Here is a 15,463-nt window from a genome sequence, read left to right as displayed (position 1 = left end):
AGCTATAATAACGCTTTATTTTTTGTGCAGGTGTCGCAATGCAGCAAGTTGATACGCTCCGTCATGATTGGTCTGTCGCAGAGATTCGTGCCATTATGGCGCAACCTTTTCATGATTTAATGTTCCAGGCTCACGGCATTCACCGTACGTATTTTAACCCATCTGAGGTGCAGGTAAGTACGCTGGTGAATATTAAATCCGGCGGATGTGCCGAAGACTGTGCTTATTGTTCGCAAAGCGCGCGTTACGACACCGGTTTAGAAAAGCAAAAAATGCTGGCGGTGCAAGAGGTTTTGGATAAAGCGATGCAGGCAAAAGCCCAAGGCGCTACTCGTTTATGTATGGGTGCGGCCTGGCGCAATCCCAATAAAAAAGATTTTCCCGTGGTGCTTGAAATGGTAAAGGTCGTACGAGATCTAGGCATGGAAACCTGTATGACCTTGGGAATGCTTGATGATGAGCAGGTTCAGCAGCTCAAGGAAGCCGGGTTGGATTATTACAACCATAATTTAGATACCTCTGAAGCTTATTACCCGCAAGTGATTACCACGCGCTCATTTCAGGATCGTTTAGATACGATTGATAAGGTTCGAGATGCAGGGATTAATGTCTGTTCTGGCGGGATTATTGGCATGGGTGAAGCGCAGCAAGATCGTGCCGAGTTATTAAAAACCTTTGCCAATATGAGTCATCACCCCGATTCCGTGCCGATTAATTTACTGGTTCCGATTGAGGGCACGCCGCTTGCCGAGATGCGTGACAAAACGGATCCATTTGATTTTATTCGAGTGATTGCAACGGCACGAATTTTAATGCCTAAGTCCTATGTGCGTTTATCTGCGGGGCGGATGTCGTTAAATGAGCAAGCCCAGGCCTGGTGCTTTTTTGCCGGTGCTAACTCCATTTTTTATGGTGATAAGTTACTCACGACGGATAATCCCGAAGCGGACCATGATCATCAGTTGTTCAAAAAGCTGGGCATAAATGTCCATTTAACCGTGAAAGCCGAGCTTGCTGGTGACACTGTGGCGGCTCAGACGGCCTAGTTGAGCCTGGGATGAAAGGGTCAATCAAGCAACGCTTTCAGTCACGTTTAGCTGAGCGTCAATCACAAGCGCTGTATCGCCAGCGTCCATTGGTTTCATCACCCCAAGCGGTCACCATGACCATTAATGGCCAAGCCTATATTAATTTTTGTTCCAATGATTATTTAGGTTTGGCTGGTCATCCGAAGATTAAAGACGTGGTTTGCAAGGATAAGGCTGCAGGCTGGGGCTCAGGCGCTGCGCATCTGGTAACCGGTCATCATCATTATCATCAGCAGCTTGAGCAGGCGCTAGCGAGCTGGTTGGGAACTGAGCGTGCTTTGTTATTCTCTACCGGTTATATGGCCAATTTAGCAGTGCAACAAACCTTGATGCAGTCGGGTGATGTCATTATTGCGGATAAATTGAATCATGCCTCCCTGATTGATGGTGCATTAGCCTCGTCAGCCGATTTTAAACGTTACCCTCATTTGGATTATGCGGCATTATCGCGCCGTCTTGCTAGCACTGAACAGCAGGCACTGATTGTGACGGATAGCGTATTTAGCATGGATGGGGATTTAGCGGATATTGCACATTTAACTCAGTTAGCTGATCAGCACCAGGCCTGGTTGCTGGTCGATGATGCGCATGCAATGGGTGTATTAGGTGAGCAAGGGCGCGGCAGTTTTAGTCATTTTGGCGTGATGCCTGCGGCAGATCATATTTTGATGGGTACGTTTGGTAAAGCGTTTGGCACCAGTGGTGCGTTTGTGGCCGGTAGTGACCTTTTGATTGAGAGTTTAATTCAGTTTGCTAGACCTTTTATCTATACTACGGCGATGTCGCCCCTTAATGCCTTGGCAACTTTGACGGCATTGGAGCTGGTGCAAGAAGGTGATCAGCTTAGAGCAAGGCTGAAAGCGAATATTACCCAGCTCAGACAAGGACTAGCTGACTTGGGCATGCCTCTGTTGCCTTCAGCAAGTGCTATTCAGCCCGTGTTGTGTCGAGATGCGGCTCAGGCAGTGAGCTGGAGCGAGCAGCTTAAAACAGCCGGATTCTGGGTGGCGGCGATTCGTCCACCCACGGTGGCACAAGCACGATTACGTATTACGCTCAGTGCCAGTCATCAGCCCGAGCAAATTGCAGGCTTGATTGAAGCTTTTGCGCAGCTTACCAAGCAATAAACGCAAAGCCGTTGGCTTGTAGCTCCATTAAAGCCGATGCCCCCACTTCAACATATTCAGCAAATGGGCGCATGTCTTCATGTTGCCAACCTATAGAATTCATCGTGTTACCACAGGCAATCCAGCGCACATTGTAGTCATTGGCAAAGCTTGCTACACGCTCATAGATAAGCGGATCAACTTCACGCTGGGGTTCATTAGCTAAAACGTGAATGCCGGGACCAATCACCACTACAGCAATTTCGACATCATCATCGTACATTCTCAGCATGGCCTGAATAGAGTTCAAAATCGAGGTTTGGTAATCACTATCAGCTTGGTTAAACATATAGACCACTTTATGCGTGGCGGGATCACCTGGAAAACGATCTTGGGTGGGTCCCTGAATTTCTGGTACGGCTTTAAGGGTTTGGGCCTGGATCGGTGTCGCTAGACCCAAGAAAATGAATAGGGGTAATATAATTCGAGTTAAACGAGTCATGGTAAGCTCCTTCATGTATTTTTTATAAATTCTGGATATAAAAAAACCGTGGAGTTAAAAACTACACGGTTTCGATTGCATTAACACAAGGTTTAGTGCAATTGGATTTACAGCGCGGTAACGTTGTCCGCTTGTAAACCTTTATCACTTTCAGTGATGTTGAACGTCACAGCTTGACCTTCAACTAAAGTTCTACGGCCACTACCATTGATTGCGCGGAAATGGACAAAAACATCTGGACCATTTTCTTGTGCTAGGAAACCGAAACCTTTTTCATCGTTAAACCATTTAACGGTGCCTGTAACTAAATCTGACATAACTACCTCAAAATACAAAAAATTCATCATCGGATTTGATGACGTAAGTTAATCCTACCATAGTATTTTTCTAAAAGAATACTTAGTTTTCAAAACTTGGGTCTTTTTTGGGTTTTTTTTGCTTAAAACTTGTTTTTTGCAAATTTAATGGCAAAGTTTGCTTAAATTATAATCACCTTAATATCAAAAGGCAGGCTGTTTTAATGACTACTGACGTGCAAAAACCCAATTTAGTGCTTATACATGGATGGGGTGCCGACAACAACGTTTGGCAAACTTGGGCGGAACAAACGCTTGGTGCTAGCATGACATTACATTTTATTGAGTTACCCGGATTTGGACAGCAGCCTGAAATTGATTTGGCCCTAACTGCTTCGGCTGAAAAAGTGAACCAGGCCTGGTTAGAGAGTTTAGTCGAGCGACTGCCCAATGAGCCGACATGGTTGCTGGGTTGGTCTTTAGGCGGTTTGATGGCGCAGCAGCTTTTTTTGCAGCATCCACAGCGCATTTTAGGGGTTATTAGTCTCGCCTCAACCCCCTGTTTTCAACAAGGGCAAGGCTGGCGTTATGGCGTTGCGCCTTCGTTGATGGTGGATTTTATTCATGCATTACAAGAAGATGGTAAGGCATTATTAAACACCTTTTATGCGCTGCAGTGTCAGGGCGGGGATAAGGCTCGGATGTTTACCCGTCAGTTACGCCAGCAGTATTTGGGACGTGCGTTGCCTAGTTTTAAGGGTCTTTATCAAGGTCTTCAGCTGTTACAGTCACTAGACCTGCGAGATAAAATGCGCCACAATAAGCGGCCTTGTTTATGGTTGCTTGGCGAAAAAGATCCGCTTATTCCGGCAGCAGGCCTGCTAGACTGGGTGGCACGCGAACGGGTAGGGTCAGCTATAATTATCAATGGTGCGGCGCATATTCCATTCTTGTCGCATCCAGATTTAACCAGCCAAAGTATTATTGAATTTATTCACACTGAGAATCGAGTTGATTAATCGACAGCGCGTCAAACAGCATTTTTCAAAAGCGGCCGCCACCTATGATGAGGCAGCGATTATTCAGCGTCGAACCGCTGAGGATGTCGCTGAGCGTACATTGCTTTTAACCAGTGAAAAAAAGACTATCTTGGAATTGGGCTGTGGTACTGGGTTGCTAACTGAACAGCTCGTCAAGCATTATCCTGATGCCGCCATTACCGCCGTCGATTTAGCGACTGATATGCTTTTGTACGCTAAGACTCGGCTGTCTATCAAGCCGCCATTGTGGCAGTTTTGGTCAGAGGCGAAATCGCCAGTGCGTTGGGTGCAGGCTGATGCCTATGCCTTGCCATTTGATGATGCGTGCTTTGATTTAATTGTTAGCAACTTTATGTTGCAGTGGTGTCAAGATCTGGACCGGGTGTTTGCTGAGATGCGAAGGGTCGTTAGGCCTGGTGGTGCGATTTTATTTAGTACCTTTGGCCCTGATACGCTAAAAGAGTTGCGCCAGGCCTGGTTAAGTGTCGAAGGTGATGCGGCTCATCAGCGTTTTAATGATTTTATTGACATGCATGATTTAGGCGATGCGCTGATACGTAATGGTTTTGGTCAGCCGGTTATGGATGTGGAGCAGGTGCGTCTTATTTATGATGATGCGATGCAAGTGATGCGAGATTTAAAGACGCTGGGTGCCACACAGGCTAACCAGTCTAACCAAGGTGCGCGTGGTATGCTGGGTCGTGGTACATTAAGCGCGGTGATAGCAGCTTACGAACAATGCCGAGATGGTCAAGGAAAACTGCCAGCCACCTTTGAAGTGGTTCAAGGCCATGCATGGGCGTCCAAAGAAGTGATAAAAGGGCCAAATAGAGATAAATCAGGCGTGGTAAATATTACTCTTGATGAGTTGGCGGAAAAGTTGAAAAGTAATCGTAAAACTATTTAAGTTCATTCATATAACGATGAGGGTTGGGTTATGTATGCAGGGTTGTTGTTGTTACATAAGATTGCGGTCTTAACTAGTATCAGTGTGTTTTTTATACGTGGGTTGGGCGTGATATACAACCGTGAATGGGTTACACGTAAACCGGTTAAGATTGTGCCGCATGTAATTGATACGGTATTGATTCTAAGTGCGGTGGGTATTGTGTTAGTCACTCCGTTTGCATTCAGCGATCCTTGGATTTTGATGAAAACGTTTGGGGTGTTGGTCTATGTTGCCCTGAGTGTTGTGGTGTTTAAGGTCGCAAAATCTCGTGCCCAACGAGCATTATTTTGGGTGTTAAATTTAGCGGTATTGTTTTTTCTGGTCGCGGTCGCAGTTGAAAAGCAAGTCTGGCCTTTCTAATCAACTGAGTCGTGGTTGGATAGTGTTTAGAGCATTAGGGCAGATACAAAGTTTTCATAAAGTATAAAAAAATATTATAAATTGGCACCGTGTATTGATAATTGTCTATGCAAAGCATTAGATTTTCCAATTAGTCATTATGGTTTGAGATAATTAATATGTCCGGTGAGTTCGTAACAACCTTTAATTTGAGGTGATAGTAGTATGGCAAATCAAACATTTAACGCTGGTGTTCAGGATTATAAACTGACCTATTGGACGCCAGATTACACTCCGCTTGACACTGACCTTTTGGCGTGTTTCAAAGTTATCCCACAAGCGGGTGTACCACGTGAAGAAGCAGCAGCCGCTGTAGCAGCAGAATCATCAACAGGTACTTGGACAACAGTTTGGACTGACCTTTTGACTGATATGGAATTCTACAAAGGCCGTTGCTACAGAATCGAAGACGTTCCTGGTAACAAAGATGCATTCTATGCATTCATCGCTTACCCATTGGATCTTTTCGAAGAAGGTTCTGTTGTAAACGTATTGACCTCATTGGTTGGTAACGTATTCGGCTTTAAAGCTGTTCGTTCATTACGTTTAGAAGATATTCGTTTCCCAATCGCTTTCATCAAAACCTGTGGTGGCCCACCAAGCGGTATCCAGGTAGAGCGTGACAAGTTAAACAAATATGGGCGTCCAATGTTGGGCTGTACTATCAAGCCAAAACTAGGTTTGTCAGCTAAGAACTACGGTCGTGCGGTATATGAGTGTCTTCGTGGTGGTTTGGACTTAACCAAAGACGACGAAAACATCAACTCACAGCCATTCCAGCGTTGGAGAGATCGCTTCTCATTCGTTGCTGATGCAATCAACAAAGCAGAAGCAGAAACTGGCGAAGTTAAAGGTCACTACCTAAACGTAACCGCTGCAACGTGTGAAGACATGATGGAACGTGCTGAATACGCTAAAGAGCTTGGCGTACGTATCGTTATGCATGACTTCCTAACAGGTGGTTTCACTGCTAACACGTCATTAGCTAACTGGTGTCGCAAGAACGGTATGTTGTTACATATCCACCGTGCAATGCACGCTGTAATCGACCGTAACCCTAACCACGGTATTCACTTCCGCGTTTTAGCTAAGTGTTTACGTTTGTCAGGTGGTGATCACCTACATACCGGTACTGTTGTTGGTAAGTTGGAAGGCGACCGTGCTTCTACACTAGGTTTCGTTGATCAGTTACGTGAAGCGTTCGTTCCAGAAGATCGTTCACGTGGTGTATTCTTCGACCAGGATTGGGGTTCAATGCCAGGTGTTATGGCTGTTGCTTCTGGTGGTATTCACGTATGGCACATGCCAGCGTTGGTAACTATCTTCGGTGATGACTCAGTTCTTCAGTTCGGTGGTGGTACGCAAGGTCACCCAGGTGGTAACGCAGCCGGTGCAGCAGCTAACCGTGTTGCTTTGGAAGCCTGTGTTAAAGCACGTAACGAAGGTCGTGATCTAGAGCGTGAAGGTGGTGACATTCTTCGTGATGCAGCGCGTCATAGCCCAGAACTAGCCGTTGCACTAGAAACTTGGAAAGAAATCAAGTTTGAATTTGACACTGTTGATAAGCTAGACGCTTAATTTCAGACTTGCCCAATTAGTTTAAGGAGAATTCTATGTCAGTAATGAGTTCAGGTGATTTCCGCACTACGCGCACCTATGAAACTTTCTCGTTTTTGCCACCTTTGAGCCAAGACGAAATCTACGATCAAATCGTATACATCATCAACCAAGGTTGGACACCTGCTCTTGAGCATGAAGCACCTGAGAAGGCGTCTGCACACTACTGGGGTATGTGGAAACTTCCATTCTTCGGTATGCGCAACCCTGATCAAGTTCTAGCTGAGCTTGATGAATGTCGTCGTGCTTATCCTGATCATTTGATCCGTATGGTTGGTTATGACAATTACACCCAGTGTAAAGGCCATGAATTCGTAGTTTATCGCCCACGCGGTCTGTAATCTATAAAACCAGCCAACTCTTAGGAGGCTATGCATGAGTTCAAACACACAAGGGCTATCTGGTCGCGATCTCGCAAGAGCACGTCGCCAAGCTCAAACGAAGGGCAAGGGAACGCCAATTGTTCCTAAAGCTCATCAGCCTATTGTGAATACCTCTGCATCTGTCAAGAGTTCGGAGCCTGTGCGTAGCGAGCCAATCGCTGCGCCAGCACGTTCAAGAAATACTGTTGCTGCCGTCGCCCCTGTTGTTAACGAGGGACGTAAAGCAGCAGTAGAACGCCGTAAACAGCTTGTCAAAGGCAGTGGATACAAAGCTAAATCGCAGCCGACTCGTCAACCAAGACAAAAAACAGTTGTAGAGCCAATTACCACTGAGACAGCTAAGCCAGTACAAGCAGCACCCGTTGCAGCTGTTACTGAACGTAGCCGTCAGGAAGTAAAGTCTAAAACAACTAGTGTTAAGCCGATGGGTAGTGTTATGCCTAAAGGTCGTTTGGTTGCACGTACTTACCGTAAGGCCCAGTCTGAAGGTAAAGCCGCATTGAAAGCAAAACTTTCAAGCTCAAGCTCGGTATCAAGTATTGCAAAAATGGCGAATCCCGATGCAAATGGTCGTCAGATTGCTCGTGAAGTTAGACATCAACGTTGTACGCAAGGCAAAACCTCATCAGGTGTATGCCGTCCAACAGGAAAAGTCGCACGTAAGCCAGCAGCATCTGAACCCTACCCTGCAAAGGTTGGATTTTCTCAGACCGGTTATGACCAGACAGTGAGTGGAACAATGGTATCTGATACTTACAAAATGACAGGATCAGAAGCCGGTTCGTGTCGCGTCATCAGTGGTACTGAATATACCAGTCCTGACGAATTTCAGGCTAAATGTAGTTTTAAGCCTGAAGCGAATCCTCGTAAAGTTGCTATGACTAAAACCGCAGCAGGTCGTCACGTAAGTGGTACTGAAGTGGGTTTGTCTGAGAAAGTTACTGGAACTGAGCCAGGCCAATGCCGAGGTGTAACTGGTACTGAATACTTGCCAGCTGATCAGGGCGAAATGTTCTGTGGCAGCAAACCAGAATCTGGTCCAAGTAAAGTAAGTCAATCACGTACAGCAAAGAACCAGATTATTTCTGGCCCATCTATGCTGCCACGTGAAGCAATGACAGGATTAGAGGCAGGATCTGAGCGCGCTATTACGGGCACTCAGTATTTGTCACATGTGGCAAAGCTTGCTAAAGAGCCGTCCCGTCAGGCTAGGCCTGGAATAATGTCAGTGCCAACAAAAGTTGATGTTTCAGAAACTTCAGCTGGAAACCGTGTTTCGGGTACTAACGTAAATTTTTATAAGCCTGTTACAGGCGATGAAGCTGGTTTTTGTAAGACAGTATCTGGCAATGAATATCAATCACGTGAAGCACGCAGTGCTCGCTGTGGTGATACATTACAGCCAGCTGCTAAAAAAGTGGCAGAGTCAAAAACATTTGCAGGGCATAAAATCACGGGTGATCGTGCCGGTTTAGGCGGTAAAATCACTGGTGCTGGGGCGGGCCGTTGCAAAAGTGTAACAGGATCAAGTTATCAAAGCCTTGATGCAGTTGAAGAATGCGATTTACCTATTGAAAGAGTAAAGCCAGATTATATGAATCGTCCCGGCTTTGCTGCAAAACCGACTACTGGTACTCAACCAGGCCCAATGGGTCTAACGGGTGCTCAGCAGGGAGTTTGCAGTAGTGTCAGTGGTACGCCTTATCAGGGTATTGATCAAACTTCAGCAATGTGTCAAAACAGTGTTGCATCAGTGCCAGGTGAATCAGACTTTCCAGTCTTGATGAATCCGGCAAGCATGCATGCTATTTCGCAACCGATGATGATGGCTATGCCAATGCAATCACCATCTGTAGCCGTGCCAAGTGATGATGTTGCGGAAGATTTATCTTCAAAAGTTACAGGCGATGGCGCAGATCGTGGATTTTCTATTACTGGAGATTCATGGGGACGCGCAGGTAGTGTGACAGGCACTGAAGGCCGTTGGGCAAAAGGTCGGAATGTTAGCATGAAAGGGAATGCATCAAAGCCCTTGAATCTAGCAAGAGACTTTAGACCAGAAACAAATCCTAAAGTAGCTGAATTGAGTCCTATTACGGGTTCATCAGGTAATACTAAACAAGGTGCTAGTGTAACCGTTTCAGGTGGTGCAAGAGCCTAGATTATGCAAAGTGGCGTTATTAGAGCCCCAAACGGGCGGGTGATAACAAAGCACTATATTGCTAAGCAATATAGTCAAAGTCGCTTAAACAACACTGGAAAACATCTGGATGCAAACCTTAAGTCATTCATTTGTCTTCCAGCGTTATCTCCAAGTTTATTGGAGAAGGATATTTTTCAACTCGAAATGTTTGTGGATGAGTTGTTTTTATCTAAGTTAGATCCGTGTTTTATTGAAATTGTTAAGAGTAGATTACTAAAAGAGTTTAGTCATCATCCTGATACGAACTGGTTAAGCGGCTTAGCGCTCAAAACCAAAACCCAGTGGGATGTTTATTATTACTTTTTAATCCGAAGACTTTTAGCCGTTTCAATAAAGCATGACACCGTATCCACCGCTGAGTTTTCATTTAATATTGTGGATGAGCGAAGCGGTATTGATTCGCGTAAACTGAATGGTTTAAAGCGAGCAGTGAGTGAATTCATGAATCCGAGTGATGGTAACCAAATAACTTTGGTGGTGCCTAATAATCTTGAATACTCTACGCTGCGGCTTAATTCAGCTGGATGCCAACTGAATTTGAATTTGAATACCATCGCTAGTTTAGCTGAGACATTGGATGTTAGTTTGAGTTCAAGATTGATTGGTCTTTATTTGAACGAGATGTTGTATAGGTCAAATCTTCAGCTTAAGTCTAGTGATGTGTTGTTACTAAGCGTTATTTTGTTTATGACAGTTATAACACTGTCGCCTAAGGTTGGGAAAAGTGGCTGATGAAGATATATCAAGTTGAAAAAGCCATAGTGTCAACCAATCGTATAGCGACCATGGATCATAAGCCTTTGCTTTTAGTAAGGGAAAAGCCAGGTGCGTCGCCAATGGTAGCGGTTGATGCTGTTGGTTGTAAGCCTGGTGATTGGGTGCTTTGTGTAGGTAGTTCGGCAGCGCGTGATGCAACAGGCACTAAGGCTTACCCGAGTGATCTAACTATTGTTGGTATTATTGATAAATGGGAAGGTTGATGGAAATCCATCAAGTTACACATCAGCTCATACTTACCAGTCGATTGGATGACCTAGGTCATTTACCGGTAAAAGTATTAAAAAGTGTCTCAGGAGGCACTGCGGCTGCGCTGGACCCAATCGGTTGTAAGGTTGGGGAGTGGGTTTTTACCATAGCAAATTCAGCCGCCAGAACGGCATCGGGTGATGACCGTTATTTAACAGATTTAACGATCAGTGGCATTATTGATAATTGGTCACTGGACGTTGATAAGGATTAATCTGCTCATTGGGCGGGTTTATTGGTAGAGTCAGTAAGAACGTTTAGTTTTTACAGAATTTTTAACAGTTACGAACTCAAATTAGCTAATTGTTAAATTTTTTTATTTTAGGAGAAAGTTATGTCAACTGAATATGGTATCGCTCTAGGTATGATCGAAACTCGTGGTCTTGTTCCTGCTATCGAAGCAGCTGATGCAATGACTAAGGCAGCAGAAGTACGTTTAGTATCTCGTGATTTTGTTGGTGGTGGTTATGTAACCGTTATGGTTCGTGGTGAAACTGGTGCCGTTAACGCTGCAGTTCGTGCTGGTGCTGACGCATGTGAGCGTGTAGGTGATGGTTTAGTAGCAGCTCACATTATTGCTCGTCCACATAAAGAAGTTGAGCCTGTATTAACTTCAACTCTTCCACAAGCTTAATTTAATAGATTGAATTTAACCCTGTTACGAACTCAAACATTAACAGTGATTAAAATCAGAATGGAGTTTTAAAGAATGAGCAATGAATACGGTATTGCCTTAGGTATGATCGAAACTCGCGGTCTTGTGCCTGCTATCGAAGCAGCTGACGCGATGACTAAAGCAGCAGAAGTACGTCTAATCACCCGTGAATTCGTTGGTGGCGGCTACGTAACTGTTATGGTACGTGGTGAAACAGGTGCGGTTAACGCAGCAGTTCGTGCTGGTGCTGATGCTTGTGAGCGTGTAGGTGATGGCTTAGTTGCTGCTCACATTATTGCGCGTCCTCACAAAGAAGTTGAGCCAGTTCTAGTTGCGGGTCTTAACCCAGCAGCACGTCTGTAATTAAGTGTTTATTTAGAGGTACCTAGTGCCTCTAAATTAGGAGTCATCAATGCCTTATCGTACTAACAGCCGAAGTGTAATGGCAGGAGTAGGTCAGCTTACTCGTCGTGAATTGCGCAGCGCTAATGGCATGAATCCTCAAATACTTGGTTTTCTAGGTCGTGCCATGAGTTTAGAGTTTTCTGCTGCTCAGCAGTATCTTGCTCATGCGGCACTTTCTCAAAAACGTTCAGAAGATGCGTTTGCCGAACAGTTTGTTCAGTTAGCTAACGAAGAACTTCGTCATGCGTCTGAGCTTACTGAGCGTATGGTTGATCATGGTGCATTGCCAGCAGGTTCAATTCTTACGCCTTCTAAGCCATCGTTTGATGTTATTGAAGCACTTTCTATTTGTGAGTTGCATGAAGTTCAGCTGATCAATTTATATGAACAAGCCTACAACTTCAGTGCAAATTTAGGTGCAATTCAAGATGCTGAGCTTTTTGGTCGTCTTTATGAAGAAGAGCAAGATCAATTGATGAGAATTCGTCAATGGTCTGCAGACTACATGGCTCAATCAAGAACGCAGCAGATGAATAGAGGGTTCTTATGAGTGGGAGTTGGCGTGAAAACAAAAACTCTACGACCTTAGAAGCAAAATTCTTGTTTGAGAATTACACTGCCTTGCGTGATTTTTTAGATGAGGTTGCCATTGTTACTGAAACGGCCAACCTTTATCCAAATATCAGTTTTGGGCGTGATTTTGCGAGTTTAATTATTTATGCAGCTGGTGACAATTTGTCTGCCGCTGAATACAAACTTGCTGAAGATATTCAATGTAAGTATCAAAAATAAAGCAATTTATTTTATAAAAAGGCTGGTTTATCCAGCCTTTTTTTTTATGAGTAGAGCATGTTGTTTAAAAGACACTTGCGCTCACATACGATTATTTAATATTTTTCATTAGTCTGGTGTAGCCAAAAGCTTTGATTAATGTCGTTTCAGTTGAACTAAGGTTCTTAATCGGTCAAGCAGGTTTTGCTAGCCCTTAAACGAAAGAAGTTTTTTATGTCGAACTCAGCAAATCAAAATTTATCTCAAGACGTACAGTGTGAAACTAAAACCTGTGCGGCTTTCCAAAAAAAATATGTAACACGTGACGTACAAGCAGGAATTATCACTGCTGCTATGGCGATTCCCCTCTCTATAGGGATTGCCATCATGTCAGACTACCCTATCCAAGTTGGACTTGCTACAGTCGCGTTTGCCTCTTTTATTGGTTGGATGTTTGCGTGGTTTAGGCCGGGGAATTTTATTGGCGCACCTGGTATTGCAGCAGGCCTGGCTCCCATCCTTGCCATGGGTGTGTCAATATTCGGTATATCGAATATGGCGTTTATTATTTTCCTAACGGCCGCATTTCAGGCAATTATTTGGAAATTTAACTGGCAGCGCTACATTTTACAGCTTGTCCCTACTTATTTAGTTGAAGGTTTGTTGGCAGGGATAGGTTTAAAAATCGTATTGGCCTTTTTGGTGTTTACTTACGAGGTGCCAGCAGTCTTTGATTCAGCTGACAGTTTTTTAACCTTCGAGCGTATGCTGATTATTGGATTGTCTATTTTTGGCGCAGTCTTGTTTTTGGTTTTGTTTAAACTATTTAAAGATCGCCAGCCTGCCGTGCCTTATTTTGCATTGATCGTGTTTGGAATTCTGGTCGCATTGTTCTTCCCTTTATCGATGCTAAAGGTTGAGGATGCTGACCTTGCATTAGCCTTACCTATACCTGATTTTAACTCGATTAGCCTGTGGGCTTATGCAATAGGGTTTGCCCTCATGCTGGCCATTATTGACGTGATTGAGCAGGTGATGAGTAATGCTGCAATTGAGAAAATAGATCCACTTAAGCGCAAATGCAATAGTAACAATAGTCTATTGTCGATTTGGGTGTCCAACATGGGCTCTAGTTTCTTTGGTGGTATGACTAACCTTGACGGGTTAGCAAAAAGCTCTACTAACCGTCTCGCCGGTGCCTATACTAAATTTTCGGTTTTAGTCATTGCTATAGTGATTACCTTCTTCGTCATTAACATACAGTATCTAGAGTTCCTGCCAAAGTTTGCGCTTGGAATTATCATGATTTTTGTTGGCATTAAAATGATTCTAGGATTACTGCATGTGGCTAATTTTGGACGTTACGCCATGTTATTGGCCATACTATGTGGCTTGTTAGTCTATTGGGTCGGTATTTTTGAAGGACTGCTTATCGCACTCGCAATTCATGCATTTATAAATTTTGTTATTTTTAAAGAGCGCGACAATATCGGTACACATGACATCGTCCGTAATTATTTGAACAAGTTTAAAGAGCAGGATGGATTGAATTAGTAGATTGCTCAATCAGACAATACTTAACTCATAGATTATTGGTTATGGTTATCGAAGGAAATTCCGATTTAATTTTCAAAAATTTTTGCCCTATGATGGCTGTTGAATTTAACTTGGAGTGTCTATTATGGGTTTAGATGCAATTTTGATTCCTGCCATTTTGTTTTTCGCATTGGGCGTTATTGCAAAGGTTATTAAGTCTGATTTAAAGTTCCCTGATGGTCTTGGTAAAGGCCTATCGATTTATTTGTTGATTGCTATCGGCCTAAAAGGTGGTGTTGAGCTTGCTAACGCCGAGTTAGGTTTGGCATTTAAGTCAATATTTTGGGCCATGGTGTTAGGTTTCTTGACGCCCATGATTGGCTATGTGATTTTACGTTTTAGAGATCGTATCGACCGGTTTAACGCTGCTGCGATAACGGCACATTATGGTTCAGTAAGCGCGGGGACATTTTTAGCAGCAATTGCATTTTTGGATGTGTCGGGAATTGAATACGAGAGCTACCCAATAGTCATGATGGTGATTATGGAAGCGCCTGCAATTATTATTGGTTTATTGCTCGCTGCCATGGCACGAAGAAAGTTGCAAGCCGTCGGGGGTGAGGCGGTAGCCACGCCTTGGAAATCACTGCTACATGAAGCTACAACCAATGGAAGCGTGGTCTTACTGCTTGGCGCACTTGTTATTGGTGCTGTTTCAAGTCCTGAGGCCATGGAAAAGGTTTATCCGTTTTCACATGGTATTTTTATGGGCGTGTTGTGCTTGTTCCTATTAGATCTTGGTATGGAAGCTGCACGTCGGATGAAGGCCTTTAAGCAGGTTGGTCTTCCACTGGTTGCATTTGGTATAATCATGCCACTAATTGGCGGTTTAATTGGGATTTTTGTAGGTGCTTCAATTCTTGGCTTTAGTGCGGGTGGCACGATGTTGGTAGCTATTCTAGCGGCGAGTGCATCTTATATTGCCGTGCCGCCAGCGATGCGGATGGGTGTGCCAGAAGCAAACCCATCATATTATTTAACTCTGGCCTTGGGTGTTACCTTCCCATTCAACGTGCTGGTAGGCATTCCATTGTTCTACAGCTTGTCGGTTTGGTATATTGGTTAGGCAAAGTAGAGAGGGCCTTATGGATAATTTATGCAACCAAAAGTTAGTTCAAATTATTACATCTAATATCTTAGATACACGTATTAAAAAAATCTTTAAGAAGTTAGCCATTAATAGTTATACCAACCTAAGTGTCAATGGTGAGGGTGATTCTGGACTGCAGTCTGGTCATTTTGATGCGGATAGCAATGTGATGTTTATGGTAATGGTGTCAGAGGCTAAATTTGAGCCTCTGATTGCTGAGCTTAATCGCGATATCGAGAAGGGTTACCATCATTTTGTATTTAGTTTGAATGCTGAAGTTCATTCGCCCAAAAAATGTCGGCCGGGAACAAAATAGTGGCCTTAAATGGAGTTTAGG

At 44.1% G+C, this 15,463-nt stretch carries 20 protein-coding genes; 18 read left to right on the top strand and 2 right to left on the bottom strand.

Annotation, left to right across the window (positions count from 1 at the left end; translation table 11 throughout):
• The first annotated feature begins 38 nt into the window (after positions 1-38).
• Together bioB and bioF are read left to right on the top strand one after the other, a co-directional pair.
• A complete protein-coding gene (gene bioB / locus THIAE_RS09790) occupies positions 39-1,046 on the top strand; it encodes a biotin synthase BioB (protein ID WP_006460153.1) in 1,008 nt (335 codons plus the stop codon).
• A gap of 11 nt (positions 1,047-1,057) precedes the next feature.
• Positions 1,058-2,215: an 8-amino-7-oxononanoate synthase gene (bioF, locus tag THIAE_RS09785; RefSeq protein WP_006460154.1), complete on the top strand. Its 1,158-nt coding sequence runs from the start codon at positions 1,058-1,060 to the stop codon at positions 2,213-2,215.
• On the opposite strand, the gene THIAE_RS09780 is transcribed toward bioF, so the two are convergent.
• Both THIAE_RS09780 and THIAE_RS09775 read right to left on the bottom strand, forming a co-directional pair.
• Positions 2,202-2,696, bottom strand: a complete 495-nt coding sequence (locus THIAE_RS09780; RefSeq protein WP_006460155.1) for a DsrE family protein — start codon at positions 2,694-2,696, stop codon at positions 2,202-2,204. The two genes, bioF and THIAE_RS09780, sit on opposite strands and share 14 nt — an antisense overlap.
• A 107-nt stretch (positions 2,697-2,803) precedes the next feature.
• Positions 2,804-3,013 (bottom strand): cold-shock protein, encoded by a 210-nt coding sequence (locus tag THIAE_RS09775; protein ID WP_006460156.1) that lies wholly within the window; start codon positions 3,011-3,013, stop codon positions 2,804-2,806.
• Positions 3,014-3,216: 203 nt separating this feature from the next.
• Here THIAE_RS09775 and THIAE_RS09770 point away from each other — a divergent pair, with 203 nt between their 5' ends.
• The 16 genes from THIAE_RS09770 to THIAE_RS09695 all read left to right on the top strand — a co-directional run bounded on the left by THIAE_RS09770 (position 3,217) and on the right by THIAE_RS09695 (position 15,442).
• A complete protein-coding gene (locus THIAE_RS09770; protein ID WP_006460157.1) occupies positions 3,217-4,011 on the top strand; it encodes an alpha/beta fold hydrolase in 795 nt (264 codons plus the stop codon).
• Positions 4,004-4,939 carry a malonyl-ACP O-methyltransferase BioC gene (gene bioC / locus THIAE_RS09765; RefSeq protein WP_006460158.1) on the top strand — a complete coding sequence of 312 codons (936 nt, stop codon included), beginning with the start codon at positions 4,004-4,006 and terminating at the stop codon, positions 4,937-4,939. Before THIAE_RS09770 ends, bioC begins: the two co-directional genes overlap by 8 nt.
• Positions 4,940-4,969: 30 nt before the next feature.
• Complete coding sequence (locus THIAE_RS09760) at positions 4,970-5,341, top strand: SirB2 family protein (RefSeq protein ID WP_006460159.1); 372 nt, start codon at positions 4,970-4,972, stop codon at positions 5,339-5,341.
• 204 nt (positions 5,342-5,545) lie between these two features.
• On the top strand, positions 5,546-6,958 hold the full coding sequence (locus THIAE_RS09755) for a form I ribulose bisphosphate carboxylase large subunit (RefSeq protein WP_006460160.1): 1,413 nt from the start codon (positions 5,546-5,548) through the stop codon (positions 6,956-6,958).
• A gap of 35 nt (positions 6,959-6,993) precedes the next feature.
• Positions 6,994-7,338, top strand: a complete 345-nt coding sequence (locus THIAE_RS09750; protein WP_006460161.1) for a ribulose bisphosphate carboxylase small subunit — start codon at positions 6,994-6,996, stop codon at positions 7,336-7,338.
• A gap of 34 nt (positions 7,339-7,372) precedes the next feature.
• Entirely contained in the window at positions 7,373-9,541 is a 2,169-nt protein-coding gene (locus THIAE_RS09745; RefSeq protein WP_006460162.1) for a CsoS2 family carboxysome shell protein, read from the top strand.
• Between the two features lie 3 nt (positions 9,542-9,544).
• Positions 9,545-10,315: a hypothetical protein gene (locus THIAE_RS09740; RefSeq protein WP_006460163.1), complete on the top strand. Its 771-nt coding sequence runs from the start codon at positions 9,545-9,547 to the stop codon at positions 10,313-10,315.
• Complete coding sequence (locus THIAE_RS09735) at positions 10,315-10,563, top strand: carboxysome peptide A (RefSeq protein WP_006460164.1); 249 nt, start codon at positions 10,315-10,317, stop codon at positions 10,561-10,563. Before THIAE_RS09740 ends, THIAE_RS09735 begins: the two co-directional genes overlap by 1 nt.
• Positions 10,563-10,823, top strand: coding sequence for a carboxysome peptide B (locus THIAE_RS09730; protein ID WP_006460165.1), 261 nt, complete (start codon positions 10,563-10,565; stop codon positions 10,821-10,823). The genes THIAE_RS09735 and THIAE_RS09730 overlap by 1 nt, the downstream gene beginning before the upstream one ends.
• A gap of 120 nt (positions 10,824-10,943) precedes the next feature.
• Positions 10,944-11,243 (top strand): BMC domain-containing protein, encoded by a 300-nt coding sequence (locus THIAE_RS09725; RefSeq protein WP_006460166.1) that lies wholly within the window; start codon positions 10,944-10,946, stop codon positions 11,241-11,243.
• A gap of 75 nt (positions 11,244-11,318) precedes the next feature.
• Complete coding sequence (locus THIAE_RS09720; RefSeq protein ID WP_006460167.1) at positions 11,319-11,627, top strand: BMC domain-containing protein; 309 nt, start codon at positions 11,319-11,321, stop codon at positions 11,625-11,627.
• 49 nt (positions 11,628-11,676) lie between these two features.
• Complete coding sequence (locus tag THIAE_RS09715; RefSeq protein ID WP_006460168.1) at positions 11,677-12,219, top strand: ferritin-like domain-containing protein; 543 nt, start codon at positions 11,677-11,679, stop codon at positions 12,217-12,219.
• Positions 12,216-12,461, top strand: a complete 246-nt coding sequence (locus tag THIAE_RS09710; protein WP_006460169.1) for a hypothetical protein — start codon at positions 12,216-12,218, stop codon at positions 12,459-12,461. Before THIAE_RS09715 ends, THIAE_RS09710 begins: the two co-directional genes overlap by 4 nt.
• Positions 12,462-12,674: 213 nt before the next feature.
• Positions 12,675-13,994, top strand: coding sequence for a SulP family inorganic anion transporter (locus THIAE_RS09705; protein WP_006460170.1), 1,320 nt, complete (start codon positions 12,675-12,677; stop codon positions 13,992-13,994).
• Between the two features lie 127 nt (positions 13,995-14,121).
• Positions 14,122-15,102, top strand: a complete 981-nt coding sequence (locus tag THIAE_RS09700) for a sodium-dependent bicarbonate transport family permease (RefSeq protein ID WP_006460171.1) — start codon at positions 14,122-14,124, stop codon at positions 15,100-15,102.
• Positions 15,103-15,121: 19 nt separating this feature from the next.
• Complete coding sequence (locus THIAE_RS09695) at positions 15,122-15,442, top strand: P-II family nitrogen regulator (protein WP_006460172.1); 321 nt, start codon at positions 15,122-15,124, stop codon at positions 15,440-15,442.
• Positions 15,443-15,463: the final 21 nt, after the last annotated feature.

It is taken from the genome of Thiomicrospira aerophila AL3 (assembly GCF_000227665.2).
In the GTDB taxonomy this organism is placed as follows: Bacteria; Pseudomonadota; Gammaproteobacteria; order Thiomicrospirales; family Thiomicrospiraceae; genus Thiomicrospira; species Thiomicrospira aerophila.
The sequence above is the reverse complement of the archived record's forward strand: the minus strand, read 5'-3'. Positions and strand labels throughout refer to the sequence as shown.

Coding starts and splice junctions, on each gene's coding strand:
- bioB (WP_006460153.1), top strand. CDS start 39: ATGCAGCAAGTTGATACGCTCCGTCATGATTGGTCTGTCGCAGAGATT.
- bioF (WP_006460154.1), top strand. CDS start 1,058: ATGAAAGGGTCAATCAAGCAACGCTTTCAGTCACGTTTAGCTGAGCGT.
- THIAE_RS09780 (WP_006460155.1), bottom strand. CDS start 2,696: ATGACTCGTTTAACTCGAATTATATTACCCCTATTCATTTTCTTGGGT.
- THIAE_RS09775 (WP_006460156.1), bottom strand. CDS start 3,013: ATGTCAGATTTAGTTACAGGCACCGTTAAATGGTTTAACGATGAAAAA.
- THIAE_RS09770 (WP_006460157.1), top strand. CDS start 3,217: ATGACTACTGACGTGCAAAAACCCAATTTAGTGCTTATACATGGATGG.
- THIAE_RS09760 (WP_006460159.1), top strand. CDS start 4,970: ATGTATGCAGGGTTGTTGTTGTTACATAAGATTGCGGTCTTAACTAGT.
- THIAE_RS09755 (WP_006460160.1), top strand. CDS start 5,546: ATGGCAAATCAAACATTTAACGCTGGTGTTCAGGATTATAAACTGACC.
- THIAE_RS09750 (WP_006460161.1), top strand. CDS start 6,994: ATGTCAGTAATGAGTTCAGGTGATTTCCGCACTACGCGCACCTATGAA.
- THIAE_RS09745 (WP_006460162.1), top strand. CDS start 7,373: ATGAGTTCAAACACACAAGGGCTATCTGGTCGCGATCTCGCAAGAGCA.
- THIAE_RS09740 (WP_006460163.1), top strand. CDS start 9,545: ATGCAAAGTGGCGTTATTAGAGCCCCAAACGGGCGGGTGATAACAAAG.
- THIAE_RS09735 (WP_006460164.1), top strand. CDS start 10,315: ATGAAGATATATCAAGTTGAAAAAGCCATAGTGTCAACCAATCGTATA.
- THIAE_RS09730 (WP_006460165.1), top strand. CDS start 10,563: ATGGAAATCCATCAAGTTACACATCAGCTCATACTTACCAGTCGATTG.
- THIAE_RS09725 (WP_006460166.1), top strand. CDS start 10,944: ATGTCAACTGAATATGGTATCGCTCTAGGTATGATCGAAACTCGTGGT.
- THIAE_RS09720 (WP_006460167.1), top strand. CDS start 11,319: ATGAGCAATGAATACGGTATTGCCTTAGGTATGATCGAAACTCGCGGT.
- THIAE_RS09715 (WP_006460168.1), top strand. CDS start 11,677: ATGCCTTATCGTACTAACAGCCGAAGTGTAATGGCAGGAGTAGGTCAG.
- THIAE_RS09710 (WP_006460169.1), top strand. CDS start 12,216: ATGAGTGGGAGTTGGCGTGAAAACAAAAACTCTACGACCTTAGAAGCA.
- THIAE_RS09705 (WP_006460170.1), top strand. CDS start 12,675: ATGTCGAACTCAGCAAATCAAAATTTATCTCAAGACGTACAGTGTGAA.
- THIAE_RS09700 (WP_006460171.1), top strand. CDS start 14,122: ATGGGTTTAGATGCAATTTTGATTCCTGCCATTTTGTTTTTCGCATTG.
- THIAE_RS09695 (WP_006460172.1), top strand. CDS start 15,122: ATGGATAATTTATGCAACCAAAAGTTAGTTCAAATTATTACATCTAAT.